Consider the following 25,892-nt stretch of genomic DNA (forward strand, 5'->3'; position numbering starts at 1 on the left):
GACCCCGCGTCACCCCGTGTACACGGGCCGCATGTGAAGACGCGCCGCCCCGTGAACGCGAAGGGCCGCCCCGGAGCACACTCCCGGGCGGCCCTCACGGCGACGCGGATCAGCCGAAGAAGACCTCGGCCTCCTCGTAGCGCGAGGCCGGGACGGTCTTGAGCTCGGCGGTGGCCGCGTCGAGGCCAACCCGGACGATGTCCGTACCGTTGAGAGCGATCATCTTGCCGTAGTCGCCCTCGTGGACGGCGTCGATGGCGCCGAGGCCGAAGCGGGTGGCCAGGACCCGGTCGTAGGCGGTGGGCGTGCCCCCACGCTGGATGTGGCCGAGGACCGTGGTGCGGGCCTCCTTGCCGGTACGCTTCTCGATCTCCTGGGCGAGCATCTCGCCGATGCCGCCGAGCCGTACGTGCCCGAACGCGTCGAGCTCGCCGGCCTGCAGGGCCATCTGCCCCTCGATCGGATGGGCGCCCTCGGCCACGACGATGATCGGCGAGTAGCGGGTCTGGAACCGCGACTCCACGTAGGAGCAGACGCGGTCGATGTCGAACGGCTTCTCCGGGATCAGGATGACGTTGGCGCCCGCGGCCATACCGGCGTGCAGGGCGATCCAGCCCGCGTGGCGGCCCATGACCTCGCAGATGAGCGCGCGGTGGTGCGACTCGGCCGTTGTGTGGAGGCGGTCGATGGCCTCCATCGCGATGTTCACGGCGGTGTCGAAGCCGAAGGTGTAGTCGGTGGCGTTGAGGTCGTTGTCGATCGTCTTGGGAACGCCGACGACCCGCACGTCCCGGTCGTAGAGCTGCTTGGCGACGCCGAGGGTGTCCTCGCCGCCGATGGCGATCAGAGCGTCGACGCCGGACGCGGCAAGGTTCTCCTTGATCCGCTCGACACCGCCCTCGATCTTGATCGGGTTCGTGCGGGAGGAGCCGAGGATCGTGCCGCCGCGCGGAAGGATGCCGCGCACGGCCGGGATGCCCAGCTCCATGGTCTCGCCCTCGAGCGGGCCACGCCAGCCGTCACGGTAGCCGACGAACTCGTGTCCGTAGACGGCGATGCCCTTGCGGACGACGGCGCGGATCACGGCGTTCAGGCCGGGGCAGTCGCCGCCTCCGGTCAGCACTCCGATACGCATGACGGGTTCCTCCATATGGATTCACGGCCAGACCGATGCCGGCACTCCAGCACGTCAACGCAACGCATTCTGCCCGAGGTGTCACCAATGGTCTAGACCAAATGTGAGGTTGGGTGATCAAGCTTAACGAGCCGGCTCACGCCGCGCCGGGATTCCCGGAACCGGCCGCGCGGCGGCGTCCTCCCTATCAGCCTCCCCCGGCACATCGGTCTTACCGCGCCGGTCTCGCGTCCCGGCGCACCCTGCCCGGGTGGCGAACCAGCGGGTTAGTATCCGCCCACAACACAGTAGCCAACGTGCCGGCGAAGGAGGCGCGGTGAGCGTCCTGGCGATCGACGCGGGGACGACCGGGGTGACGGCCCTGGTCGTGTCCGAGGACGGCCGGATCGAGTCACGCGGATACGAGGAGTTCGCCCAGCATTTCCCCCGGCCCGGCTGGGTGGAGCACGCCCCCGAGGAGATCTGGCAGGCGACGCTGGCGGCCTGCCGCGCCGCGCTGGACGGAGCCGCGACGGCTCCCCGCTGCGTCGGCGTCACGAACCAGCGGGAGACCGCGGTCCTGTGGGACCGGACCACGCTGGCCGCCCCGCGCAGGGCGATCGTCTGGCAGGACCGCCGCTCCTCGGACGTCTGCGACCGGCTGCGCGCGCACGAGCCTCGGGTGTCCGAGCTGACCGGCCTGCGGCTCGACCCGTACTTCACCGGCACCAAGCTGGCCTGGCTGGCCGAGAACGATCCCCGGTCGTGGCATGCCGGCAACCTGGCGATCGGCACGGTGGACTCCTACCTGATCGCCAGGCTCACGAACGGCCGGCGGCACGTGACCGACCCGTCCAACGCGTCCAGGACGCTGCTGTACGACATCACGCGCGGCACCTGGTCGTCCGAGCTGTGCGAGCTGTTCGGCGTGCCGGAGGACGCGCTCCCGGAGCTGGTCCCGAACTACGGGGAGATCGGCCGGACGTCCCCCGAGGTGTTCCTCGGACTCGACCTGCCGATCAGCGGCGTGGCCGGCGACCAGCAGGCCGCGCTGTTCGGCCAGGCGTGCTTCTCCCCCGGCGACGTGAAGTGCACCTACGGCACTGGCTCGTTCATCCTCGTCAACACCGGTGACGAGATCGTCCGCTCGGCGGCGGGCCTGCTCACCACGGTGGCCTGGCAGGCCCCGTCCGGCGCCCTGACGTACGCGCTGGAAGGGGCGGTGTTCGTCACCGGGGCCGCCGTCCAGTGGCTGCGCGACGGCCTTGGCCTGATCCAGAGCGCGGCCGAGACCGAGGCCGTCGCGCGGACCGTGCCCGACTCGGGAGGCGTCGTCTTCGTCCCCGCCCTGACCGGTCTCGGCGCGCCGTACTGGGATCCGGACGCGCGGGGCACGATCCTCGGCATCACGCGCGGTACGAGGCGCGCGCACGTCGTACGGGCGACGCTGGAGGCGATCGCCTTCGAGGTGCGCGACATCGTGGAGACGATGGACCTCCCCGTGCCCGTGCTGAAGGCCGACGGCGGGGCCAGCGCCAACGACCTGCTCATGCAGCTGCAGGCGGACCAGATCGGCACACCGGTCGAGCGGCCGGTCGTCCAGGAGACGACGGCCCTGGGCGCGGCGTTCCTCGCCGGGCTCGGGGCGGGGATCTGGTCCTCCCAGGAGGAGCTGCGCGCCACCTGGCGGCTCGACCGCCGCTTCGAGCCCGCGCCCGAGAACGGTACGGGCTACGCCCTGTGGAAGAAGGCGGTCGACCGCGCGCGGGACTGGGCTTCCTGACACCGCCGACATATCGTTGCCTCAGTCAACGAGATAGTTGAGGTAGGCAATGGACATGGTGGCCGAAGTCCGCGCGTTCAACCGCTTCTACACCGGCGTCATCGGCGTTCTCGGCGCCGGCATGCTGGACACGCCCTACTCGCTGACCGAGGCCCGGGTGCTCTTCGAGCTCAGCACGCCCTCCGAGGCCGGGGCGATCAGCAGGACGCTCGGCCTGGACCCCGGCTACCTGAGCCGGCTCCTCGGCAGGTTCGAGACGGACGGGCTCATCACGCGCGAGAAGTCGGCGCGGGACGGGCGCCGCCAGGTCGTACGGCTCACAGACAGGGGCCGGGCGGCGTACGCGATGCTCGACGAGCGCTCGGTCGTCGATGTCGGGGCGATGCTCGACCCGCTGACGGAGGAGGACCGGCGGCGGCTGCTGTCGGCGATGGCCACGATCCGGGACGCCCTCGACCCGCCCGCGCGGCGGGAGCCGTACGTCATCAGGCCACCGCGTCCGGGCGACCTCGGCTGGGTGGTCCACCGGCACGGCGTCCTCTACAGCGAGGAGTACGGGTGGGGCGCCGCGTTCGAGGCCATGGTGGCGAGGATCGTCGCCGACTACGCGGCCGGGCATGATCCCGCGCGGGAGGCGGGCTGGATCGCCGAGGTGGACGGCCGCCCGGTGGGCAGCGTGTTCTGCGTGCGCAAGGACGACACGACCGCGCAGCTCAGGCTGCTCCTGGTGGAGCCGTCCACGCGCGGCATGGGCATCGGCCGGCGGCTGGTCGAGGAGTGCCTGCGCTTCGCCCGCCGGGCGGGCTACCGGCGGATCATGCTGTGGACCAGGGACGCGCTAATCGGCGCGCGCAGGATCTACCGAAACGCCGGATTCGAGCTGGTCGAGGAGCATCCCGGCGAGGACTCGGGCCAGGCGGTGGTGGAGGAGGTCTGGGCCATGGACCTCTGACCGGGGTCACGGCCGCCGCTGAGCCCTGGAGCGCATTCCCCCTAATTCCGCTTTTATAAGTAGGAATAATCGGATACCATCGCGGCGTATCGGTTCCCCTTACCCCCGAGGCGTCGACATGCGGTTCCACTGGTTCCTTCCGACGGCAGGCGACGGTCACCATGTCCGGCCGGCCACCACGACCGTCGCGGCGGGAACCGCCCCCGACCGGCCCGCGACGCTCCCCTACCTCGTCCAGGTCGCGCAGGCCGCGGAGACCGCCGGGTTCGAGGCCGCGCTGACCCCGGTGGGCGCCGGTTGTCCCGACCCGCTCGTGACGTGCGCGGCCGTCGCCGCGCGTACCGAACGGCTGCGACTGCTCGTCGCGTTCCGGCCGGGCTTCACGCTGCCGACGCTGCTCGCCCAGCAGGTCCAGGCGTTCCAGGAGATCAGCGGCGGACGGATGCTGCTCAACGTCGTGACCGGCGGCGACCCGAAGGAACAGCGGGCCTACGGCGACTTCCTCGGACACGACGAGCGCTACGCCCGCACGGCCGAGTACCTCGACGTCCTGCGCAGGACCTGGGAGGGCACGCCGTTCGACTTCGACGGCGACCATCACCGCGTCGAGGGCGGCGGCCTGGCCGCACCGCTCACGCCCGCCCCGGAGATCTACTTCGGCGGCGCCTCCCCCGCGGCCGAGCGGGTCGCCGCCGAGCAGGCCGACGTCTACCTGATGTGGGGCGAACCACCCGCGATGATCGCCGAGCGGGTCGCGCGGATGCGCGCGCTCACCGCCGAGACCGGCAGGACCCTGCGGTACGGCATCCGCCTGCACGTCATCGCCCGCGAGACCTCCGAGGAGGCGTGGACGTACGCGCGGCGGCTCCTCGACGGCATGGACCCGGAGCGGATCGCGGCCGCCCAGGCGCGGTTCGCCCGGATGGACTCGGTCGGCCAGCGGCGCATGGCGGACCTCCACGGAGGATCCGCCGCCGAGTTGGAGATCTCCCCCAACCTGTGGGCGGGTGTGGGCCTCGTCCGCGAGGGCGCGGGAACGGCGCTCGTCGGCGACTACGACGAGGTGGCCGAGCGGATCAGGGAGTACGCCGCGCTCGGGCTGGAGGAGTTCATCCTGTCCGGCTGGCCGCACCTCGAAGAGGCCCTGCGCGTCGGCGAGTTCGTCCTCCCCCGTCTCCGGTCCGGCGTCGACCGTGCCGCGGACGATGTACCCGGCCGCGTGTCCGGAGTCTCGGTGTGAGCGCGCAGCCCGCGACCTCTGCCCCCTCCGGCCTCTCCACCCCGCCGAGCCCGTCGGCACCGTCCACCCCGTCCGCTTCCCGGGGCGGTCGCGGGAGGATGGGGGCGGGGCTGTGGCGGGCGGCCGGGCTGCGCCTGCTGGCGATAGCCGTGATCGTGGCGGTCTGGCAGGCCGTGGCGATGGCGAAGATCTGGCCGCCCGTGTTCGTGCCGGAGCCGGCCGCGGTGTGGCGGCAGTTCGTCAGGACCGCGACCGAGGGGTACAGCGGCTACCCGCTGGCCGAGCATCTGCTCGCCAGCCTGCGCCGCATCCTCATCGGCTGCCTGTACGGCATCGCCGGAGGTATCTCGCTCGGCCTGCTGATCGGCATGCTCCCCTCCGCGCGGGCGCTTCTCGGCCCCCTGGTCACGTTCGTGCGCACGCTGCCCCCACTCGCCTATCTCAGCCTGCTGGTGATCTGGTTCGGCATCGACGAGGAGCCCAAGATCTGGCTGCTTCTCCTCGCCTCGCTGCCTCCCGTGGCCGTGGCGACGGCGGAGGCCGTACGCGGCGTGCACGAGGACTATCTCAACGCGGCCAGATCCCTGGGCGCCCCGCGCTGGGCCCTCCCCTGGCGGGTGGTGCTGCCGAGCGCCCTCCCCGAGATCATCACCGGGGTCCGCGTCGCCGTCGGAGTCGCGTACACGACGGTGGTCGCCGCCGAGACCGTCAACGGAGTACCGGGGATCGGCGGCATGGTCCGCGACGCCCAGCGCTACAACCAGACCGACGTGGTGATCCTCGGCATCGTCGTCATCGGCCTCTCCGGCCTGCTGATCGATTTCCTCCTGCAGTCGCTCGACCGGGTGCTCGTGCCCTGGCGCGGCAGGACCTGAGCCCGCTCGTCGTCGGCGGCGGCGCACTTCCCGCCCGAAAGGAATCATTCTCATGAAGAGACTCGGCGTTCTGTTCGCCACCGCCGCGCTGGCGCTCGCCGCCTGCGGCTCCGGAGGATCCGGTTCGGACTCCGGCTCCGGCGGTACGGCCGCCGCGAACGGCGCGCCGGAGACCCTGCGCATCGGCTACCAGCTGATCCCGAACGGCGATCTGATCGTCAAGGACCAGAAGTGGCTGGAACAGGCCCTGCCCGGAACGACGATCGTGTGGAGCAAGTTCGACTCCGGCGGCGACGTCAACACCGCGATGATCTCCGGCGCGATCGACATCGGCCTCGCCGGGAGCAGCCCCGTCACCAAGGGCCTGTCGGCACCGCTGAACATCGCCTACCAGGTGCCGTGGATCTTCGACGTCATCGGGGACAACGAGGCCCTGGTCGCGCGGAACGGCATCACGGACGTCAAGGGGCTGGTCGGCAAGCGGGTCGCCGCGCCGTTCAGTTCGACGACGCACTACAGCCTGCTCGCGGTGCTGGCCGAGGCCGGTCTCTCGGAGTCGCAGGTCAAGATCCTCGACATGGAGCCGCCGGACATCCAGGCCGCCTGGCAGCGCGGGGACATCGACGGCGCGTACGTGTGGACGCCGGTGCTCGCCGAACTGCAGAAGACCGGGAAGACGCTGGTCACCAGCCGGGAGCTGGCCCAGCGCGGCAAGCTGACCGCCGACCTCGCCGTGGTGCGCACCGAGTTCGCCGAGAAGTACCCGAAGGCGCTCGACGAGTGGCTGCGGCAGCAGGACAGGGCCGTCAAGCTGACCCGTACGGACAAGGCGGCGGCCGCGGCGGCGATCGGCCGCCAGCTCAACCTCAGCCCGGAGGAGGCGACCCGCCAGCTCGACCAGCTCGTGCTGCTCGACGCGTCGGAGCAGCGGTCCGCCGACTATCTCGGCACGCCGGACGCGCCGGGCAAGCTGGCCGAGCACCTGCGCAGCGCGGCGGAATTCCTCAAGACCCAACAGAAGATCGACGCCGTGCCCGCGCTGGACGTCTTCCAGAAGGGCCTGGCCACCAAGGAGCTCGCCGATGCCTTCGCCGGCAGCTGACCGCACAGTGGCCCGCACAATGGACGGCACAGTGGACGGCATCGCGGAGAGCGCGGTGGATGGTCCGGTGGGAGGCGCCGCGGCGGCGATCGAGCTGAAAGGGGTCTCCCACTCCTACCGCGGCCGCCTGGCGCTCGGGCCGATCGATCTCACGATCGAGGCGGGCGAGTTCGTGACCGTGGTGGGCCCCTCCGGATGCGGCAAGAGCACGCTGCTGCGCGCGATCGCCGGATTCACCGCGCCGACGGCCGGAGGCATCACCGCCTCCGGCGTGCCGGTCGACGGTCCGGATCCCTCGCGCGGGTTCGTGTTCCAGCAGTCCCGGCTGTTCCCCTGGCTCACGGTGGCCGCCAACGTCGGTTTCGGGCTGCGGCGCCGCCCCAAGGCCGAGCGGGTCGCCCGGGTGGACGAACTGCTCGCGCTGACCGGCCTCGCCGACGCCGCGCGGCTGCGGCCGTACGAACTGTCGGGAGGCATGCGGCAGCGGGCGGCGATCGCCCGCGCGCTCGCGCCCGGCCCGCGCGTGCTGCTGATGGACGAGCCGTTCGCGGCGCTCGACGCGTTCACCCGCGAACGCATGCAGGACGAGGTGCGCGACCTGTGGCGGCGCACCGGGACGACGGTCGTCTTCATCACCCACAGCGTGGACGAGGCGGTCTATCTGGGCACCCGGATCCTCGCGCTCAGCGGCTCTCCTGGGCGGGTGGTGCTGGACGAGCGCTCCGAGTTGCCCGCCCTCGACCATCCCCGGACCGACCCGCGTTTCGGCGTGTCGCGGGAACGGCTCGCCGAGGTGGTCCGCTCAGCCGCGGAAGGGGCCGGTGACCTCGTAGGTGATCCCGGCCGCGGGCGAACCCTCGCCGCCGAGGCGTGAGGAGAAGTAGAGCCTGCCGCCGTCCGGCGAGAAGGCGGGGCCGGTGATCTCCGACTCGCCGTGGCCCGTGACGCGCAGGAACGGCGCGGCCGTGCCGGCGTCCGTGATGACGGTGATCTCCATGGCGCCGCCGCACTCGGCGACGAAGAGATCGCCGGTCAGGCCCGGGGCCGCGTCGTCTCCCTCGTCCGGCGGCGCGTCTCCGCCGCGGAGGATCGTGATCCGCTCTTTCTCGGCGTCGTACGCCCAGACGCGCCCGTCGCCTTCGGTGGTGAAGTAGCAGAAGCCGGACGAGTAGTGGCATCCTCCGCTTCCGTCGAACCGTTTTGCCCCCTCGACCTGCTCCCGCGTCGGCTCGAACAGGGCGGCCGGGTTCGGCACGCGCCGCCAGCCGACCGGCCCGCTCCCCGGCCCGCCCACCATGACCTCCAGGACGCCGGTCGTCAGGTCGCCCCACTCCTCGGGCCGGAAGCGGTAGAAGCAGCCGTCCGGCTCACCCTCGGTCAGGTAGACGGCCGTCCGGGCCGGATCGAACGCGGCCCCCTCGTGCCGGAACAGTCCCATCGCGAGCCGAGGCATGGCGGCGCGGTGGCCGTAGGGGTCGCACTCGAAGATCCGGCCGCGACCGGTCTCCTCACAGGACAGCCAGGTGTCCCACGGAGTGGCCCCGCCCGCGCGGTTCCTCTCGGTCCCGGAGAGGATCCGGTAGCCGTTCCTGACGGTCCCGTCCGGGCCGAACCGGAGCGCCGACACACCGCCGAGCAGCGGGATCTCCGAGTTGGACACGTAGATCCAGCCGTCTCCGTCGGCGAAGCACCCGCCGCCGACGGGCGCGGCGTGCCAGGTCAGCCCGCCCACCCGCTCGCCGGAGCGCCCGACGACGCGACTGGTGAACCCGCGGGCGAGGGCGATGCCGTTGCCGTCCGGCGCGTCCAGGTCCCCGTACGGGCTGCCGCCCGCGCCCCCGGCCGTACGCCCGGCGGGGTCACCTTGGACGGGAGGACCACCGGACGGGACAGGGCCGCCACGTGCCCTCCGGACACCGGGCGCCGTGCATGCGGAGCGCCACAGCGAGCCGGTCAGCACGGGGACCATCTCCGGCAGCACGGACGTACGACGCGACATGATCGTCTCCTTGGCCTGTCGTGGGCACACGGCCCGGATCGGCTCCGTACCCGTTTCCGCCGCCCGCCACCGTGTCCGTGGCGTGTGTCCGCTGCGTCGCGTTGGCACGCTACGCACGGTCGGTCCTGACAGCCGATCAAAACGTGGTGAACGCCCGGGGAATCCCCACGCTTCGTCCGTGCAAACTTTGCGCGAGAAGTACGTAATCGACGCCGCCCGTCGCGATCATCTCGAACACGCCCAGGTTTACATTGAGGCCGCTCCAGCCCTCCCAGCGGACCACGGTGATCGATCCATGAGCCACGGCACGGTAGACGTCCCGGCCCCGGGCACCTACCCGGCCGACGAGCCGACGGACGGCCGTGTCCGCGCCCGCAAGGCGCTGGTGTTCCTCGATCCGGAGGACCCGGGCGCACCGGCCGGAGACCCTTCCGGCGGCCTGCCCGCCCGGCGGCTGGTCGGCGCGCTGGCGACGAACGGGTACGCGGTCGAGTCCGTGCCGGGCGGGGGCTCCCTGGACCACCACCACTTCGGCAGGTTCCTCGACGCGGCCGAGCCGGGTGATCTCCTCGTCGTCCGCTGGCCGACGGGCCGCGGCTGGAGCTCCCGTGACTTCGCCGCGCTGATCAGTGGGTTCGCGCGGCGCGCCGGTGACTGCGCCGCTGACGCCCTCGTGATGATCGTGGACTTCGGCTGGGTCGTCGACACCGGCGACGCGGACTCGGACGGCTCCGGCCGCAGCGTCAGCAGGCTGCCCGTACGCGGCGAGCCGTCCATCGTGGCGGCGGCCCTGACGACCGGTCTGGCCGTGGGCGAACGACCGCCCGCGCGGGGGTTCTCGCTCACCGGCCTGATCGCCGACGGCTTCCTCACCGGGGCCGCCGACGTCGACGGCGACGGCGTGATCACCATCGCCGACCTGCATCGGTACGCCGTCACGGCCTGCGCGGGGACCGGGCTGCGTCCCCGCCTGATCATGTACGGAGACGCACCAGCCGTTTCCCTCGCGCGTACGGGCCGGGCCGCCTCGGGCACTCTCCCTGGGGAACTGCTCCCAGCGGCCGGCGAGCTGGTCAGACGGGGCGAGACCGCCGTCCCCTCCACGGCGTACGAGATCGTGACCCGGATCTACGACGTGTACCTGGGATCGTCGGCGCAGCGGCTGCTGCGGCTCGCGTCGCTGCTGGAGGACGACGAGCCGCTGACCCCCGAACTCGCGGACCTGCTGCTCACGGACGGTGAGGGAGCCGGGGCCCGCGCCCTCGCCGAGCTGGGCACACCGTGGGAGCTGACCGACCGCGCGGGCTCGCCCGCCCACCCGTCCGTACGCGACGCGGGGCGGGAGCGGCTGACCCGTGAGGAGCACAACCGCGCCTCCACGGCGCTGCGGCGGTGGCGGGCCGACCGGCGTGCCGTGCAGCCACGGGCCAGGCTCACCCCGGACCGCTGGACGACGGACGACCAGCTCGGGCACCGGATCTACGCGGAGGCGATCGCGGCGTTCGTCCGCCATCCCGAGACGTCGCCGCCGCTCACGATCGGGATCAAGGGACCATGGGGCACCGGCAAGACGTCGCTGATGCGCATGATCCAGGAGCTGCTCGATCCGGGGGCGGCGGACGGCCGGCCGGCCGAGATCCACCTCGCGCGTCCCGTGCCGCAGGGGAGGGCGCGGAAGCGGTCCCTGCTCTCCCGGCTGCGACCCCCGCGGGGCCGCGGGGGCGGACAGGGCGCGGAACCTCCCGGGGTGACCAACGCCGAGGTTCTCTCGCGCGCCCGGCGACGGGCGGCCGAGCGCTCCCGTGAGGACGCCGACCTCTCGGCGCCGGAACGGCTCGCGCTGCGCGCCTCCGACTGGCGGCCCACGGTGTGGTTCAACCCGTGGATGTACCAGAACGGCGAGCAGGTCTGGGCCGGGCTCGCGCACGAGATCATCTCCCAGGTCACCGGCCGGTTGCCCCGGGGTGAGCGCGAGCGGTTCTGGCTGGAGCTCAACCTCGGCAGGATCGACCGCGAGGCGGTGCGCCGCCGGGCCTACCGGATGGCGATCACCCGGCTCACACCCGTCGCGCTCGGGCTCGCCGCCACGCTGGTGCTCACCGGTGCCTCGCTCGGCGCCGCCGCGCTCGTGCCCGCTCTCGGCCCCGCCCTGCGCGCGGCGGCCGCCGCGCTCGGTACGTGCGGATCGGTGGGCGTGTTCGTCGCGGGGGCGCTGCGGCTGGCGCGGTTCCTGACGGAGTCGGCCGACACGGCGTTCGGCCGGCTGATCCAGCCGCCCGACCTCCTCGGGCCCGCTCCCGGGCTGGCGCGTGATCTGGTGACCGACCCCGGATACGGCGCGAAGACGGGATTCCTGCACCTCGTCCAGGCCGACATGCGGCGGGTGCTGCGTCTGGTGGCCACGGAGGAGCGTCCGCTCGTGGTCTTCGTCGACGACCTGGACCGCTGCGGCTCCGGGACGGTGGCCCAGGTGATCGAGGCGATCAACCTCTTCCTCGCCGGGGAGTTCCCGGACTGCGTCTTCGTCCTGGCCATGGAACCCGAGGTGGTGGTGGCCCACGTGGAGGTCGCCTACCAGGTCCTCGTGGAGGCCATGCCCGGAGAACTGCGGTCCGGTCTCGGCTGGCGCTTCCTGGAGAAGATCGTCCAGCTTCCGCTCAGCCTGCCGATGCTGGAGGACGCCCACCGCCTTCCCGGGTACGTCAGCGCGCTGCTGGGCGTGGACCGCTCCGGGGGGCGCCCGCCCGTCGGGAGGCCGCGGACGCCCGGCTCCGGCGGCATGGACGCCACGGATACCGGAGCCTTCCCGGGCCGGTCGGCGGAGGACGGGCATCGCGCTCCACGACCTCGGGAGGCCGGGACGGGAAGCGCCCGCGCGCTCAGGACGAACCCGTCCCGGCCCGCGTGGGCCGGGACGGCAGGTGACCGGACGGGGGACGCGCGCTTCTGGGGGTGGACCGCGCCACGGGACGGCGAGGGTGCCGGAAGCCCGCGTGGCGGGCGCGAAGCCCGTTCTCCGAGGGCTCACGCTCAAGGAGCCGGCCCTCACGACTCGGACGCGCCGGGACCGCCCGGGAGCCGCACCCCCGACCTGCGGCTCGTGGAGCTCCTGGAGTCCGCCATCCGGGCCGCAGGGCCGACCGGGGACACGCTGGACACGGCCGCCCGGGACGCCCAGCAGGCGGTGGCCGCCGGGGAAGGCCGTCCCGACGGCGGGACCGGCCTGGACCTGTGGCCGGAGACGCGCCTCGCCGCCGACCGGGTGTACGACGACCTCTATACGGACGAGAACGCCTACCGGGCGATCGAGGCCGCGCTTCCCGCCCTGTCCGCGACCAATCCGCGCCAGCTCAAGCGCTATGTGAACGTCTTCAGGTTCTACTCGTTCGTGACGTACCGGCAGGGCCTGGCCGGGGCGGACCGCGCCGACGACGCCGCCGTGGCGAAGGTCGCGGCGCTGGCCGTCCGGTGGCCGCATCTGCTGTCCGCGCTGGCCAGGGAGTGCGGCTCCGGGGAGACGGTCCTGGACGTTCTGGAACGGGCGGCGTCCACGGGGCGCGCCCGCGCCTGGGAGGCGGCGCTCGCCCGGTGCGGGCTGGCGCCGTACGGGAGGGCGGCGACGCGCACGCGTATGAACGACGGGGATGCGCCCGAAACGGGCGAGGAACCAAGGGAGGAAACGCGCGAGGAAACGGGGGAGGAAACGCACGAGGGCGCCCCGGAATGGGACGCCCTGCGCGAGTTGCTGGCGAGCCGTCCGTCCGTGGCCGGTCTCGCCCGCAGGCTCCTGTGAGGAGCACCCGGACGATCAGCGCTGGGCCTGCATCATCCAGTGGTGCTTCTCGAGATCACGGGTGATCCCGATGAGAAGGTCCTGCGTGACAGGGTCGGTCGTCTCGGTCGCGTCGACGCGCTCCCGCATCCGGCGAATGATCGACTCGAGAACGTCAGTGAAGATCGCGATGACCTTGCCGTCCTCGATGTAGCCGCTGTCGACCCGCGTGACGTGGCTGTCCCTCGCCACGGTCCCGGGGCGGCCGTCGGGGTTGGACCCGATGGCCACCGCACGCTCGGCGACCAGGTCCGCGCTCTCACGGGCGAGGTCCACGATCTCGTCGAGGTGCAGATGGATCGAACGGAAGTGGCGTCCGATCACATTCCAGTGGGCTTGCTTGCCCTCCAGGGACAGGTCGATCAGATCGATCAACGCCCCCTGAAGGCAATCCGTGACGATCTTCTTGTTCTCGGACGAGAGCGGACTGCTTATCGAGGTCATGAAGGTACCTCCCCCTCGATCGGAGTCTGTCATCAGTACAACGGCCTAGCAGGACTACCCCTTCCACGTCCGATAAACATTGACACTGTCATGATGACAGTGTCACTATGGCGGCATGAGTGAGACGTGGACCATCGGAGAGCTGGCCGAGCGGGCGGCGGGTCTGCTCGGTGCCGGGCCGCGGCACAACGGGCGGGTCCGTGACGTGCCGAACGCACGGCTCATCCGGTGGTACACGACGATCGGCCTGCTCGACCCGCCGCTGGCCCGGCGCGGCCGGGTCGCTCTCTACGGGCGACGTCATCTGCTCCAGCTCGTCGCGATCAAATGCCGCCAGGCCGAGGGCCTGTCGATCGCGGCCATCCAGGCCGAGCTCGCCGGAGCGACCGACGGCATGCTGGAACGCGTCTCCGGCCTGTCCGGCTCAGCGGACACCTCCACGGACCACGCCGTCGACGCGGCGGGCGGTGCGCCGGAAGACTTCGTTCCACTTCCCGCCGGGACCGGCCGCCGGACGGCACGGCCCGAGCGCTTCTGGACGCGCCCCTCCCCCGCTCCGGCCGAACCGGGGGAGCCTCCCCCACGGGCATTGGTGGACGACCCGGCGCCGATCGACGGGCCGGGCGGTTCCGTCCGCACGCCGATCGGCGCCGGTGATGTCCGGCCGGCGGCCGGTCTCGCTCCGATACCCGTCGACGTCCTGGGCGGCTACACGCGGGACCCGCTCCGGCCGCACGCCCCCGTCGCCGACCTCGTCTACGGCGTACGGCTCGCCCCGGGAGTGACCGTCATCCTGGACAGCGCCGCGCGCACGCCCACCGATCACGACCTGGCCGCGCTCCGCGAGGCGGCCGCCCCCCTCATCGCCGACCTCGTCGCCAGAGGACTGGCCACCGCGCCTGGTTCCTCTACGGAAGGGAGCTGACCGATGTCTGTCCCGATCACCACCTTGCCACCCGAGACATGCCGTCCGGTGCCCGACGCCGGACTGGGCACGCTCGAAACCGCCAGGGGCAACCTTCCGCTGGAGAGCGTGGACATCGTCGCCCGCGTCGCCGGGCTCGTGGCCGGGGTCGAAATGGTCCAGGGTTTCCGTAACCCGTTCGATGTCACGCTGGAGGCGACGTACGTCTTCCCGCTGCCGCCCCGGGCCGCGGTGACGGCCTTCCACATGGAGGCGGACGACCGGGTGATCGACGGCGTGCTGAAGGAACGCGGGCAGGCCAGGGCCGACTATGACCGCGCGCTCGCCGAGGGCCGCCGGGCCGCGATGGCCGAGGAAGACCGTCCCGACGTCTTCACCATCCGGGTCGGCAACATCCTGGCCGGTGAGCGTGTACGGATACACCTCACGCTCAGCCAGCCCCTCCCCTTCGAGGACGGGACCGCCGAGTTCCGCTTCCCGCTCGTGGTGGCGCCACGCTATGTCCCCGGCACACCGCTGGACGGCGGCCGGGCGGGCGACGGCATCGCACCGGACACCGACGCGGTGCCCGACGCCTCCCGTGTGACGCCGCCGGTGCTGCTCCCCGGTTTCCCCAATCCGGTACGGCTCTCGCTGGCGGCGGCCATCGACCCGGCCGGGCTGGACCTCCGCGAGATCCGATCCAGCCTCCACGAGATCACCCGAGAGGGTGACACGATCAGCTTGCTGCCCGGAGAGCGGCTGGACCGCGATTTCATCCTGCGCCTCGCCTTCGCGCCGTCCACGTCCCTGGCCCTCGCGCCCGACTCCCTGGTCGAAGCCGGGCCGCCGCTCCCGGCGACCGCTCCCTCCGACGACGAGGCGGTTCCCACAGACGCCGCCGGTCCCTCCGGTGCGGGGACATCCGCGTCCCCCGGCGCGAGGACGTCCGCGTCCTCCGGTGAGGGCACGTTCACGTTGACCGTCGTGCCGCCCACGGACCCGTCCGCCGACGCCGGCCCACGAGACGTCGTCCTCCTGCTGGACAGGTCGGGCAGCATGGCGGGCTGGAAGATGGTCGCCGCCCGGCGGGCCGCGGCCCGCATCGTCGACACGCTGACCGAGCGTGACAGGTTCGCCGTGCTCGCCTTCGACTCGACGATCGAGCGGGCCTTCTCCGGAGGGCTCACCCCGGCGACCGACCGCAACCGGTATCGGGCCGTCGAACACCTGTCCCGGGTGGAGGCACGGGGCGGCACCGAGATCCTGGCCCCGATGGAGGAGGCCCTGCGCTTGCTCGGCGAGCCGGACGCCGGTCCGGGCAGCGGTCTGAGTGCCGGGCCGGGCAGCGGGCCGATCGGCGGGCCGCGATCCGATCACCCGGGTGCCGACCGCTCCCCTGACCACTTCCCCGGCCAGGGGCCGGACCCGGCGCCTCAGCGTCCGAGAGATCGGGTTCTGGTGCTGGTCACCGACGGACAGGTCGGCAACGAGGACCAGATCCTGGAGCGCACCGGCGCCCGGCTGAGCACGATCCGCGTGCACGCCGTCGGGATCGACCGCGCGGTGAACGCCGGGTTCCTCGGCCGGCTGGCGCTGCTCGGCTCGGGACGGTGCGAGCTGGTCGAGTCGGAGGACCGCCTCGACGAGGCGATGGAGCACATCCACCGCCGCATCGGCTCTCCCCTGGTGACCGGCCTCTCGCTCCGCGCGGACGGGTTCGAGCTGGTCCCGGACACGATGACGCGTGCCGGATCGCTCTATCCCGGTGTTCCCCTGGTGGTCTCTGGCCGCTATCGGGTCCGACCGTCCTCCGGGGAGCCGGTGGGACAGGCCACCCTCCCCTCGGGAGAGGGAGCGGTGACCGTGCTCGGCCTGAGCGCGGATGGACACCCATGGGAGACGCGGGTGCCCGCCGTGGCCGTGGGAGGCGCCGCCGAGGGCGGCGCGGCGCGGGCCGTGTGGGCGCGCGCTCATGTCCGCGACCTCGAGGACCGGTACGCCACGGGCGACCGGTCGCTGGAGCAAGACATCATCGAGACGTCGCTGCGTTTCGGTGTGCTCTGCCGGTTCACCGCGTTCGTCGCCGTGGACACGCGCGTCGTCGCCGAGGGCGAGCCGGAGCACCACGTGATCCAGCCGGTCGAGCTGCCCAGCGGCTGGGAGTCGCCCCAGCCGGTGGTGATGGCGGCGTCCATGACCACGATGGCCTTCTCACAGAGCACGCCTGCGCCCGGTGGCGCCCCTGACGCGCCGATCGGCTGGGTGGATGCCGGGGTCGACGCGCCACCCGCGGGAAGCCCGCCAGCGGCCCCGAAGCCGCCCGCCCCGCCGATGGCTCCGAAGCGGCCCGCACCGGTCTCGGCACCTGTCCCAGCGCCAGCCCCGCCCTCGTCCGCGCCGTCCGGGGCACCGGGTTCTCGGGAACGACGCGCATCCGGGCCGTTCGCTCCCGGATCGCCCGCTCCCGCCCAGTCGGGCCGCCCTCCGCGACCCGGCCGCGGCTTCACCGGTGGTGCGCCGGGATGGAGGCAGAGCGGGGAGACCGCACCGGCGACCGATCTCGACGGCATCAGGGCACAGCTGGCCGAGGAGCTTCAGCGGCTCCGAGCGGCAGAGTCCACTCCGGAGCAGGCCCGCCGTCGTTACCTCGCCGATCTCGGCAGTCGGCTGCGGGTGCTCGATCACATGATCGGCGGCCATGCCGAGCTGTCCGATCTGGCGGCGGCGCTCGATCAGGCCGAGCGGGCCACCGCCGACCTCGCCGCGCTCTGGCAGCGGACCACCGACGTGCTCACGAGGCTCTCCGGCGGGTCCTCCGGACAGGCGGCGCCGACAGCGCCGGGGTCGGAGACGAGCGACTCACCTAACCAGGAAAAGGCACAACGTGAGCGCCGTCCCTTCTGGAAGCGCAACTGACCCGCCTGAGGGAAGAGCTGCCCGAGCGCAAACGCCACTGATCCGCCCGACGGAAAGATCCGCCCGAGGGAAAGCACCGCTGATCCGCCCGAGCGAAAGGTCTGCCTGAAGGAACCGGCCGTCTTCCGGCGCAGACGGCGTCCGGCCGATGAGCACGCGGATGCGGGAACGAGCCATAGCCCGCATCCGCGTGCGAGACCCCGGGGGCGGAGCAGCCTGATCTGCTCCCCGATGGATTCCGCCCCCTCGGAGGAACTCAGGAGAGGGTCAGTGGGGTTCGTTGAGGCGGATGACGTCGGACGGCGGGCGGGGGGCGGGACGCCGAGGCTCCCTCACCCCTCCCGTATCGGGCCGATCATCGCGTCCCCCTGCGGGGACGGCTGAACGGCGGCGCAGTACACGGTTGATGAGCCGTTTCAGCCCCATATGCGACGAACGCATAGGGTTGTCGGGTGAGTTCCCCACTGATCCTTGACGGCGGCCTCGCCACTCACCTCGAGGCCCTCGGCTGCGACCTCTCCGACGAGCTGTGGTCGGCCCGGCTGCTGATCGAGGATCCCGGTGTGATCCGTCAGGCCCACCTCGACTACTTCCAGGCGGGTGCGGACGTCGCCACCACGGCGAGCTACCAGGCGAGCGTCCCCGGCTTCGTCCGGCGCGGCCTGACGGTCCGGGAGGCCGGAGACCTCATCCGGCTCTCGGTCGAGCTGGCCGTGCAAGCTCGCGACAACATCGGGCGCGGGCTCGTGGCCGCGAGTGTCGGCCCGTACGGCGCCTATCTGGCCGACGGCTCCGAATACACCGGTGCCTACGACCTCGACGAGCAGGGGCTCGTCACCTGGCATCGCGAGCGTCTGGAGATCCTGGCGTCCGCCGGAGCCGACCTGCTGGCCTGCGAGACGATCCCCTCCGTCGCCGAGGCGCGGGCGCTGGCGACGCTGCTGCGTGAGTTGCCTTCGGCGAGGGCCTGGGTCAGCTTCTCCTGCCGGGACGGGGAGCACGTCAGCGACGGCACCCCGCTGGCCGAGTGCGCCGCGCTGTTCACGGACCTGCCCCAGGTCATCGCGGTGGGCGTGAACTGTACGGCCCCGAGACATGTTCCCGGCCTGATCGGCCGGCTCAAGGACAAGCCCGTCGTCGTCTACCCGAACTCAGGGGAGACGTGGGACGCGGCGAACCACCGGTGGCTCGGACTCACCGACCCGGTCGAGTACGGCGAGGCCGCCGCGCGATGGCACGCGCTGGGCGCGTCCTACGTCGGCGGCTGCTGCCGCACCACCCCGGAGCACATCCGCCAGATCCGCGCCCGGATCTGACCCTGGGACGCGTCACACGCGTAGGGGCGGCGCCTCGCACGGAAGCGCGACGGGCGCCCCCGGACGCGAGACCGTCCGTCCACAGTCCGTCAGCCAATCAGCGCGTCAGTCCGTCAGTCCGTCAGTCCGTCAGCCAATCAGCGCGTCAGCGCGTCAGGACGTGGAGGAGGCCGCCCTGGCCGCCCGGACCATCTCGACCTTGGCGCTGGCGGCGTACTTGTCGACGTACTCCTGGCCGGACAGCTCCATCAGCGCGTACATGATCTCGTCGGTGACCGCGCGGAGCACGAGCCGGTCGCCTTCCATGCCGTAGTAGCGGGAGAAGTCGAGCGGCTTGCCGTACCGGACTCCGGGACGGATGCCGAACTTGGGGATGGGGTGGCCCGGCGGCATCATCTCGAACGTGTTGACCATCGCCCAGGGGATCACCGGAGCGCGGGACTCCAGGGCGAGCCGGGCGACACCGGTCTTCCCCTTGTACAGCCGGCCGTCGGGCGAGCGCGTTCCCTCGGGGTAGATGCCGAGGACCTGGTTGTCCTTCAGGATGCGCAGGCCGGTGCGGAGCGCCGCCTCGCTGGCCTTGCCGCCGGAGCGGTCGATGGGCACGGTCCCGACGCCCGAGAAGAAGGCGCGGCTGACCATGCCCTTGATGCCGCGGCCGGTGAAGTATTCGGCCTTGCCGAGGGAGATGACCTTGCGCGGCAGGAACCCCGCCCCGAAGAAGTGGTCGGCGAACGACAGGTGGTTGCCTGCCAGGATCACCGGACCTTCGGCCGGCACGTTCTCCATCCCCTGTGTCCAGGGCCGGAAAATGAGCCTGAGCAATGGCCAGATGGTGTACTTCACCACCCAATACAACACCGCGGGCGCTCCTTCGGTCGGACGTGCAGTCATCTTCGCATGCCTTAAGGTGCTCGCACTAACCGTGGCCAACGTGCGACTATCGGGCAAATCAGGAGGAGCACCCGACACGGAGGTCTCTCATGCCGTTGCTTCCCGGCGCCGAGCCGTACCAGCACGACGGTGGCGAGATCGGCGTCTTGCTGTGCCATGGCTTCACGGGGTCGCCGCAGTCGCTGCGGCCGTGGGGCGAGTACCTCGCGGCCGCCGGGCTGACCGTCTCCCTCCCCCGGCTTCCGGGGCACGGCACCACCTGGCAGGAGATGAGCCGGACCCGCTGGGAGGACTGGTACGCCGAGCTGGACAAGTCGTTCGCCGATCTGCGCGGAGCCTGCGCCGAGGTCTTCGTGATGGGCCTGTCGATGGGCGGCTGCATGGCGCTCCGGCTCGCGGAGGTCCACGGCGAGGCGGTCCGCGGTGTCGTCGTGGTCAACCCCTCAGTGGTGAACGACGTGCCGCTGCTGCGGATGGCTCCGGTGCTGAAGTTGTTCCTCCGGTCGGTTCCCGGCGTGGCGGGCGACATCAAGAAGGAGGGCGCCGTCGAGATCGGCTACGGCCGGACCCCCGTCAGGGCCGCGGCCACGCTGCCGCGCTTCTGGAAGCTGGTCCAGGCGGACCTGGACCGGATCACGCAACCGGTGCTGGTATACCGGAGCCCGCAGGATCATGTGGTGAAACCGGCGAGTGTGGAGTTCCTCCGGGAACGAATGGGGAACAATCTGGAAATCAGAGAACTACTCGACAGCTACCATGTCGCCACGTTGGACAACGATGCCTCCGCGATCTTCGCGGGGAGCCTCGACTTCATCAGCGCCCATGCCTCGGTACCCTTGACGAAGGACTCCTGACCCGGGATCGAAGTGACGCCGCAGAGTGACGAGGACGAGGTCTGGCGTCAGATCGTCGCCTCCTTCAATGAGAAAGCCGAGGACACCTCGGCCGGTCAGCCATGGCCCGACCGGGAGAACGTCCCGGAGGAGCCCGCCGAAGAGGAGAAGGAGGACACCGAGCCCGTCCAGGCGGCGGCCGCGCAGGCCCCCTCCGACGACGAGGACCACTACGTTCCCCCGCCTCCGCCGCCGCTTCCCAGAGCGGACGCCGTCGCCAAGGTGGCGTGGGCGGCGCTCTTCGGCGGCCCCGCCTACCTGCTGCTCGCGGCCCTGTTGAGCTGGCCGATGGACGGCTGGATCGTCTTCACCGCCGTGGCTGCGTTCATCGGCGGATTCGTGGCGCTGGTCGTCCGGATGGGCGACGGCCCGCCCGCCGACTCCGGATGGGACGACGGCGCGGTCATCTGACCCGCCGGTCCCCGTCAGGCCGGGATCGTCCGAGCCGTACGGCTCACTTGGCCGGCGAGCCGAACGTCTCGATCACATCGCGGTAGCGGTCGCTCGCGTCCAGCGTGTGCCCGACCGCCATGGTGGTCTCGCCGACCCTGGTCACCGCCTGCAGCCGGACCGTGCGGTCGGGAACCGAGTCGCCGTACACGACCTTCCACTTCGAGCCGGTGTAGGTGAGCAGGAAGGCCGTCCCGGGCCGCTGCGGGTCGAAGCCCGACACCCAGAACGCGCCGTCGCCGTCGCCCGTCACGCCGTACAGCTCGGCCTGGCGGATCGGGAGCTTCTCCCGGGTCCAGCTCTCGCCGTCCCAGGTGAGCACGAGAGGCATGATCTTCCCGGACCGCTGGTAGACCCCGCCGACCGCGAGCGCCCGCTTGCGGCTCTGGACGTACACGTCGCGCAGGAAGCCGCCCTTGACCACCGGGACGTGGGACAACTTCCAACCGCTCGACGTGAGCCGCATGATCAGCGGCCGGGAGCCGGAGTCGCCGACCGCCCATCCCTCCGACTTGCCGGCGAGGGCGACGCCGTACAGCGCGCCGACCGGGCCCTGGACGGTGTCCCACGTGGTCCAGGAGGGGCCGCCGGCCGCCGCCGCGAACGTCCTGCCGTCCCTGCTGCCCACCAGCACCACCCGGCCGCTCGTGGCCGCGACCGCGCCGAGCCAGTCGCCGGCGCGGAGCTGCGGCATGGTCAGCCGATCGAACCCGTCCCTGTTGCCCCTCGCGACGTACGGCAGGCCGTCGTGGCCGTCCCCGACCGCCCACACGTCGTTCTTGCCGGCGGCGGCGACGGAGCGGAGGTGCCCGGCTCCCGTGGTGTCGTTGCGGACGTCCACCTCGGTCCAGGCAGTGCCGTTCCAGTGCGTGATGACGCCCTGGTTCTGCCAGAAGTCCCAGACGTCCTGCTGGCCGACGGCCCAGACGTCCTTCTCCGACAGGCCGGCGACATCGGACAGCGAGCCGTCGGCCTGGAGTTTCGCGGACGACGTCCGGCTGCGCGCGGCCTGCTTGTCCGACTCCGGACTGCCCGGTTCGGCGTGAGCGTGCGCCACCGAGGTGGCGCACAGGAGGGAGCCGGCCACGAGACCGGCGAGGAGCACACCAAGCGGTGCCGCGCGCCGTCTGTGGCGGCGGGTCATGAACAAATCGTACGGGGACCGGAGCGGCTCGTGTGCGCGAGGTCACGGTTCCCGTCCGGAATGTGACCTACCCGATGGGTTCCCCGCCCTGCCGATCTCCGGTCGATCCCCGGCCGATCTCCTGCCGATCTCCTGCCGATCTCCGGCTCATCCCCCCGATCTCCGGCTCATTCCCGACCGATCTCCGGCCCGACGCCCGGTCCCGTGCCCGGTTCAGCTCCTGGTCGTGCGCGGTCCGGAGTCCGGTTGAGCGCCGAATCCGGTGTCGGGTCCGGGGCCCGGTGACCACGCGCGTAGATCGGCGACCACGGGACGGTGATCGGTGGCGGCCTGGAGGTCGGGAAGCGCCGCGTCCGCCGCGCCGCAGCAGGCCACGGCGAGCTCGGGAGCGGCGAAGATCCCGTCGATCCGCTTGGCCGGCGCCCTGGCGCTGTAGGTTCCGCCCTCCCCCTTCGGTGCTTCGGCGTAGCAGTCGGTGAACCGGCTCGCGAGGTAGCGCCAGGTCGGCCCGCCGGGCTCCTCGTTGACGTCCCCGCCCAGCACGGCACGCGCCCCGAAGGCCCGGGCGAGACCACCGGTGATCGGCACGATCTGGGCGGCGTGCCGGAGCCGGGCCCCGTGGTGCAGATCGAGATGGAATGAGCACACCACCAGGCGAAGCCCGTCCTTCTCGACGACCGCGACGGCGACGGCCCGGGGTTCGAGCCCGGGAAACCAGCGCAGCCGGTGCACCTCCGCGTGCAGGACCCGTACGGCGGGGCCGGTGAGGACCGCCACTCCCGCGAGGCGGCCACCGGCCGCGGCCGTCATGCCCGCGTCGCGGACCAGCCGGCGCCGCCTGCCGGGGAGCGCCGGCGCCTCCTGCACGCACAGCACGTCCGGCCGGATGGCCCTGATGACCCTGGCGAGCGCCCTCCGGTCGTCCTGTGCCGAGCGCACGTTGTACGTGGCGATCCTGATGCCTGCCAGCCGTCGCTCCCGGGTCGTGTCCCTGCGTCCTGTCCTGTCCCGCGTGCCGGCCGTACGTGGTCTAGCGGAGCCGGGCGAGGTCGGCCGAGCCGACCATGCCGGCGGCCGGGCCGAGTTCGGCGGCGCGGATGCCGGCGAGGGGTCGGTGCCCCCTGCCGGTGAGCCGGGCGGCGTAGTCCGCGCGGACCTGGTCGAGGAACAGGTCCGCGGCGCCCGAGACGCCTCCGCCGATGATGAAACAGCCGGGGTCCAGGATGGCGGCGAGGTCGGCCAGCCCCTGGGCGAGCCAGCCGGCGACGAAGGCGAACGCCGCGAGAGCGGCCGCGTCGCCCTCCCTGGCGGCGTCGGTGACATGCTGTCCGACGACGGCGTCCGGCGTCCCGGCCAGCTCCAGCAGGCGGGCCGCCGAGGCCGGGTCCGCCGCGGCATTGACCCTGGCCTCGCGAACCAGGGCGTTCCCGCTGGCGTACTGCTCCCAGCAGCCGTGATTTCCGCATCCGCAGGGCAGGCCGCCGGGCACCACCTGCATGTGGCCCAGCTCTGCCCCCATGCCCCAGCGGCCGCGGTAGAGCTCGCCCCCGAGGACGATCCCGCCGCCGATGCCGGTGCCCAGGGCCACGCACACGACGTGGCTCTCGCCCCGGCCCGCGCCGAAGCGGTACTCCCCCCAGGCCGTGGCGTTGGCGTCGTTCTCCACCACGACGGGGAGGCCGACCAGCTCGGCGACCTTCTTGCGGAGCGGTTCCTCGCGCCAGGCCAGGTTGGGCGCGAACCTGACGATCGACCGGGTCTCGTCCACGAACCCGGCCGCTCCCAGGCCGACCGCCTCAACGGGGTGCCGCGCGGCCAGCTCGATCGCCGCGTCGGCGATGGCCTCGGCCACCAGTTCTGGACTGGCGGCGGGGGTGGGCCGCAGGGCACGGTCGATGATCCGCCCGTCCTCCGCGACGACCCCTGAAGCGATCTTGGTGCCGCCGATGTCCACGCCGATGGTCAAGGCCATTGCTCGAAACCTCTGTCAGCCCAGGTCGATGTGCTCTACTCGCGGCTCTTCCGGCTGCTTCGCCGGGGCCGTGCGCTGCTGCAGGGCGTCCACCGCCTGGCGCAGCACGGCGACCAGCTCGCCGCCCGCCGCGACCAGGTGGTCGGTGACGTCGCCCCCCGATTCCTTGCCCGCGGCGATCACCCGGCAGACCGGGCAGGCCCGGCAGATGTACTCGTCGTGGTCATGCCCGGCGACCGCCTCACCCCACACGTCCTCGGTACGGCCCGCGCCGGAGCCGCCTCCGAAGACGCCGCCGACCGCGCCGCCGAGGCCGCTCACGCCGCCCTTCACGAAGCCCTTGCCCAGCTCGCGGCCCACACGCTGCTGCAGCGCGTCGAACAGCTTCATGGCCTCCTCCGCCACCGACCCGAGCGGGTCCTGACGGGGGGAGCCGTTGGTGTCGTTGTTTTCCGTCATTTCGCCCCTCCTGTCTCGAACCGTACCCGGAGGTGCCCGTCGCGGAGCACCGCGGTGGAGATCGTCCTGCGAGCCAGGGCGGAGGGAAGCGCGATCACCCGGCGGTAGGCGCCCGCGGTGACGATCAGATCCTCCCCCTTGCGCGCCAGATCGACGGCCTCCTTGTCGGCCAGCGGAAGGGCCAGGACCAGCTCGTCGGCCGCGACGCGCATCGGCGGCTCGGCGGCGGGAGGCGCGAACGGGTCGGCCGTGCCGTACAACTCGGCGGCCACCTGTGCCAGGGCGCGCGGGCCGACCGGTTCGGCGGGCAGGTACGGGACGGTGTGGATCGGCAGCGGGGCGAACGACTGGTGGATCTCCGACAGTTGCCTGGCCTGCGCTTCGACCCAGCCGCGCCGCCACTCGTCGGCGTCCTCTCCCCCGGGGAAGACCCGGTTGGCGATGACGGCGTCGACGCGGTAGCCGTACAGGCTGAGGGACGTGAGCGTGCGCCGGGCCTCGGCCACGACCACGGCCTCGGGGGTGAGCACGAGCCGGACGGAGGCGTTGTCGCCGGTCAGCAGCTCGCGGACCTCCATCAGCCCGTGGTGCAGCCGCTCCCCGGCCGATATGACGGCGCCTTCGGGAGCGCTCACCTTGGCGAGATGCCGCATCACCGGCGAGACCGCGCGCAGCACCCGCCGGGCTGTCGGAAGCAGCCGGTTGACGTGCCAGTCGAGGGCCTCCGGCAGGGCGAGCAGCCGCAGCGTCTCCGCGGTCGGCGCGCAGTCGACCACGATCACGTCCCAGCGGCCGGTGCGGGCCTGCTCGCGCAGTTCGAGGAGGGCGATGATCTCCTCGGCGCCGGGCAGGACGGTGATCTCCTCGGAGGTGATCTCGTCCAGGCCGAGTTCCTGGAACACGTTCTTGGCGTACTGCCGCAGCTCGCCCCAGTGGCGTTCGAGCGCCTTCTGGGTGTCGACCTGCTGGAGGTGCAGCCCGGGCGCCACCTCGACCGGCTCCCGCGACGGGGACGCGGACAACGCGTCGGCGAGCGAGTGGGCGGTGTCCGTGGAGACGACCAGCGTCTTCAGGCCGCGATCCGCGGCCAGTGTGGCCGTCGCCGCCGCCGCGGTGGTCTTGCCGACGCCGCCCTTCCCCGTGAAGAGGAGGACCCTCATCGGCCTTCGACGCGCTTCTTGAGCCCCTTGAGCGCGGTGTCGATGATGACCTTCTCGGCCTTACGCTTGATCATGCCGATCATCGGCACCTTGAGGTCCACGGCCAGCTCGTACGTCACCTCGGTGCCGCCGGCGGTCTCGGCGAGGCGGTAGCTGCCGTTCAGGCCGGACACCATCTTCCCCGCCTCGACGACGTGCCAGCTGACGGCGGCGTCGTCGGACCAGTCGTAGCCGAGGACGTAGTCATCGCTGATCACTCCGGCGTCGAGGACGAACCGGACCCGTGACGGGCGGCCCTCCGTGCCCGTGTCCAGGACGCTCGCGGACTTCACCTGGCCGGCCCACTCGGGATAGGCGGGGAAGTCGGCGATCACGGTCATGATCGACGCCCGGTCGGCGCCGATCGTGATGCTCGACGTGGTTCGATCAGCCATGGGCTA

The 25,892-nt window shown here is 72.0% G+C and carries 23 protein-coding genes; 12 read left to right on the forward strand and 11 right to left on the reverse strand.

What is annotated here, in order from left to right; all coding sequences use genetic code 11:
• Nucleotides 1-109: 109 nt before the first annotated feature.
• Nucleotides 110-1,135 (reverse strand): 6-phosphofructokinase, encoded by a 1,026-nt coding sequence (locus AB0I59_RS08855; protein ID WP_061256831.1) that lies wholly within the window; start codon nt 1,133-1,135, stop codon nt 110-112.
• 316 nt (nt 1,136-1,451) lie between these two features.
• On the opposite strand from AB0I59_RS08855, the gene AB0I59_RS08860 reads away from it, so the two are divergent.
• The 6 genes from AB0I59_RS08860 (at nt 1,452) to AB0I59_RS08885 (ending at nt 7,940) form a co-directional block, all read left to right on the forward strand.
• Complete coding sequence (locus AB0I59_RS08860; protein ID WP_061256618.1) at nt 1,452-2,897, forward strand: FGGY family carbohydrate kinase; 1,446 nt, start codon at nt 1,452-1,454, stop codon at nt 2,895-2,897.
• A 55-nt stretch (nt 2,898-2,952) separates the two neighbouring features.
• Nucleotides 2,953-3,849, forward strand: a complete 897-nt coding sequence (locus AB0I59_RS08865) for a bifunctional helix-turn-helix transcriptional regulator/GNAT family N-acetyltransferase (protein WP_358131536.1) — start codon at nt 2,953-2,955, stop codon at nt 3,847-3,849.
• A gap of 118 nt (nt 3,850-3,967) precedes the next feature.
• Entirely contained in the window at nt 3,968-5,089 is a 1,122-nt protein-coding gene (locus AB0I59_RS08870) for an LLM class flavin-dependent oxidoreductase (protein WP_061256614.1), read from the forward strand.
• Nucleotides 5,086-5,964, forward strand: a complete 879-nt coding sequence (locus AB0I59_RS08875) for an ABC transporter permease (RefSeq protein ID WP_061256612.1) — start codon at nt 5,086-5,088, stop codon at nt 5,962-5,964. Before AB0I59_RS08870 ends, AB0I59_RS08875 begins: the two co-directional genes overlap by 4 nt.
• 52 nt (nt 5,965-6,016) lie before the next feature.
• Complete coding sequence (locus tag AB0I59_RS08880) at nt 6,017-7,066, forward strand: taurine ABC transporter substrate-binding protein (protein WP_061256610.1); 1,050 nt, start codon at nt 6,017-6,019, stop codon at nt 7,064-7,066.
• Between the two features lie 19 nt (nt 7,067-7,085).
• Nucleotides 7,086-7,940, forward strand: coding sequence for an ABC transporter ATP-binding protein (locus AB0I59_RS08885; RefSeq protein ID WP_358131539.1), 855 nt, complete (start codon nt 7,086-7,088; stop codon nt 7,938-7,940).
• On the opposite strand, the gene AB0I59_RS08890 is transcribed toward AB0I59_RS08885, so the two are convergent.
• Both AB0I59_RS08890 and AB0I59_RS08895 read right to left on the reverse strand, forming a co-directional pair.
• Nucleotides 7,869-9,065, reverse strand: a complete 1,197-nt coding sequence (locus tag AB0I59_RS08890; RefSeq protein ID WP_061256608.1) for an alkaline phosphatase PhoX — start codon at nt 9,063-9,065, stop codon at nt 7,869-7,871. The genes AB0I59_RS08885 and AB0I59_RS08890 overlap by 72 nt on opposite strands.
• A gap of 136 nt (nt 9,066-9,201) precedes the next feature.
• Nucleotides 9,202-9,348, reverse strand: coding sequence for a hypothetical protein (locus AB0I59_RS08895; RefSeq protein WP_228644208.1), 147 nt, complete (start codon nt 9,346-9,348; stop codon nt 9,202-9,204).
• A 12-nt stretch (nt 9,349-9,360) separates the two neighbouring features.
• On the opposite strand from AB0I59_RS08895, the gene AB0I59_RS08900 reads away from it, so the two are divergent.
• On the forward strand, nt 9,361-12,858 hold the full coding sequence (locus tag AB0I59_RS08900; protein ID WP_358131542.1) for a KAP family P-loop NTPase fold protein: 3,498 nt from the start codon (nt 9,361-9,363) through the stop codon (nt 12,856-12,858).
• 15 nt (nt 12,859-12,873) lie between these two features.
• Here the strand turns inward: AB0I59_RS08900 and AB0I59_RS08905 are convergent, their stop codons facing one another.
• Nucleotides 12,874-13,341: a Dps family protein gene (locus tag AB0I59_RS08905; RefSeq protein WP_061256603.1), complete on the reverse strand. Its 468-nt coding sequence runs from the start codon at nt 13,339-13,341 to the stop codon at nt 12,874-12,876.
• A gap of 115 nt (nt 13,342-13,456) precedes the next feature.
• On the opposite strand from AB0I59_RS08905, the gene AB0I59_RS08910 reads away from it, so the two are divergent.
• From AB0I59_RS08910 to mmuM, 3 genes are all read left to right on the forward strand, one after another.
• A complete protein-coding gene (locus tag AB0I59_RS08910) occupies nt 13,457-14,266 on the forward strand; it encodes a helix-turn-helix domain-containing protein (protein WP_358131544.1) in 810 nt (269 codons plus the stop codon).
• A gap of 3 nt (nt 14,267-14,269) precedes the next feature.
• Nucleotides 14,270-17,164, forward strand: a complete 2,895-nt coding sequence (locus AB0I59_RS08915) for a VIT domain-containing protein (RefSeq protein WP_358131546.1) — start codon at nt 14,270-14,272, stop codon at nt 17,162-17,164.
• Nucleotides 17,165-17,616: 452 nt separating this feature from the next.
• Complete coding sequence (gene mmuM, locus AB0I59_RS08920) at nt 17,617-18,480, forward strand: homocysteine S-methyltransferase (protein WP_358131548.1); 864 nt, start codon at nt 17,617-17,619, stop codon at nt 18,478-18,480.
• Between the two features lie 153 nt (nt 18,481-18,633).
• On the opposite strand, the gene AB0I59_RS08925 is transcribed toward mmuM, so the two are convergent.
• Nucleotides 18,634-19,341, reverse strand: coding sequence for a lysophospholipid acyltransferase family protein (locus tag AB0I59_RS08925; protein ID WP_061256597.1), 708 nt, complete (start codon nt 19,339-19,341; stop codon nt 18,634-18,636).
• Nucleotides 19,342-19,463: 122 nt separating this feature from the next.
• On the opposite strand from AB0I59_RS08925, the gene AB0I59_RS08930 reads away from it, so the two are divergent.
• Together AB0I59_RS08930 and AB0I59_RS08935 are read left to right on the forward strand one after the other, a co-directional pair.
• Nucleotides 19,464-20,228 (forward strand): alpha/beta hydrolase, encoded by a 765-nt coding sequence (locus AB0I59_RS08930; protein ID WP_358131550.1) that lies wholly within the window; start codon nt 19,464-19,466, stop codon nt 20,226-20,228.
• A 12-nt stretch (nt 20,229-20,240) separates the two neighbouring features.
• Complete coding sequence (locus tag AB0I59_RS08935; RefSeq protein WP_061256591.1) at nt 20,241-20,678, forward strand: hypothetical protein; 438 nt, start codon at nt 20,241-20,243, stop codon at nt 20,676-20,678.
• A gap of 43 nt (nt 20,679-20,721) precedes the next feature.
• On the opposite strand, the gene AB0I59_RS08940 is transcribed toward AB0I59_RS08935, so the two are convergent.
• From AB0I59_RS08940 to AB0I59_RS08965, 6 genes are all read right to left on the reverse strand, one after another.
• Nucleotides 20,722-21,861: a hypothetical protein gene (locus AB0I59_RS08940; protein ID WP_061256589.1), complete on the reverse strand. Its 1,140-nt coding sequence runs from the start codon at nt 21,859-21,861 to the stop codon at nt 20,722-20,724.
• Between the two features lie 213 nt (nt 21,862-22,074).
• A complete protein-coding gene (locus AB0I59_RS08945) occupies nt 22,075-22,800 on the reverse strand; it encodes an endonuclease/exonuclease/phosphatase family protein (protein WP_358131552.1) in 726 nt (241 codons plus the stop codon).
• 91 nt (nt 22,801-22,891) lie between these two features.
• Nucleotides 22,892-23,833 (reverse strand): ROK family glucokinase, encoded by a 942-nt coding sequence (locus AB0I59_RS08950; RefSeq protein WP_061256587.1) that lies wholly within the window; start codon nt 23,831-23,833, stop codon nt 22,892-22,894.
• A 15-nt stretch (nt 23,834-23,848) separates the two neighbouring features.
• Entirely contained in the window at nt 23,849-24,292 is a 444-nt protein-coding gene (locus tag AB0I59_RS08955; RefSeq protein WP_061256585.1) for a hypothetical protein, read from the reverse strand.
• Nucleotides 24,289-25,452, reverse strand: coding sequence for an ArsA family ATPase (locus AB0I59_RS08960; protein WP_061256582.1), 1,164 nt, complete (start codon nt 25,450-25,452; stop codon nt 24,289-24,291). Before AB0I59_RS08960 ends, AB0I59_RS08955 begins: the two co-directional genes overlap by 4 nt.
• On the reverse strand, nt 25,449-25,886 hold the full coding sequence (locus AB0I59_RS08965) for an SRPBCC family protein (protein ID WP_061256581.1): 438 nt from the start codon (nt 25,884-25,886) through the stop codon (nt 25,449-25,451). Before AB0I59_RS08965 ends, AB0I59_RS08960 begins: the two co-directional genes overlap by 4 nt.
• Nucleotides 25,887-25,892: the final 6 nt, after the last annotated feature.

It is taken from the genome of Microtetraspora glauca (assembly GCF_040656155.1).
GTDB classification, from domain to species: domain Bacteria; phylum Actinomycetota; class Actinomycetes; order Streptosporangiales; family Streptosporangiaceae; genus Microtetraspora; species Microtetraspora glauca.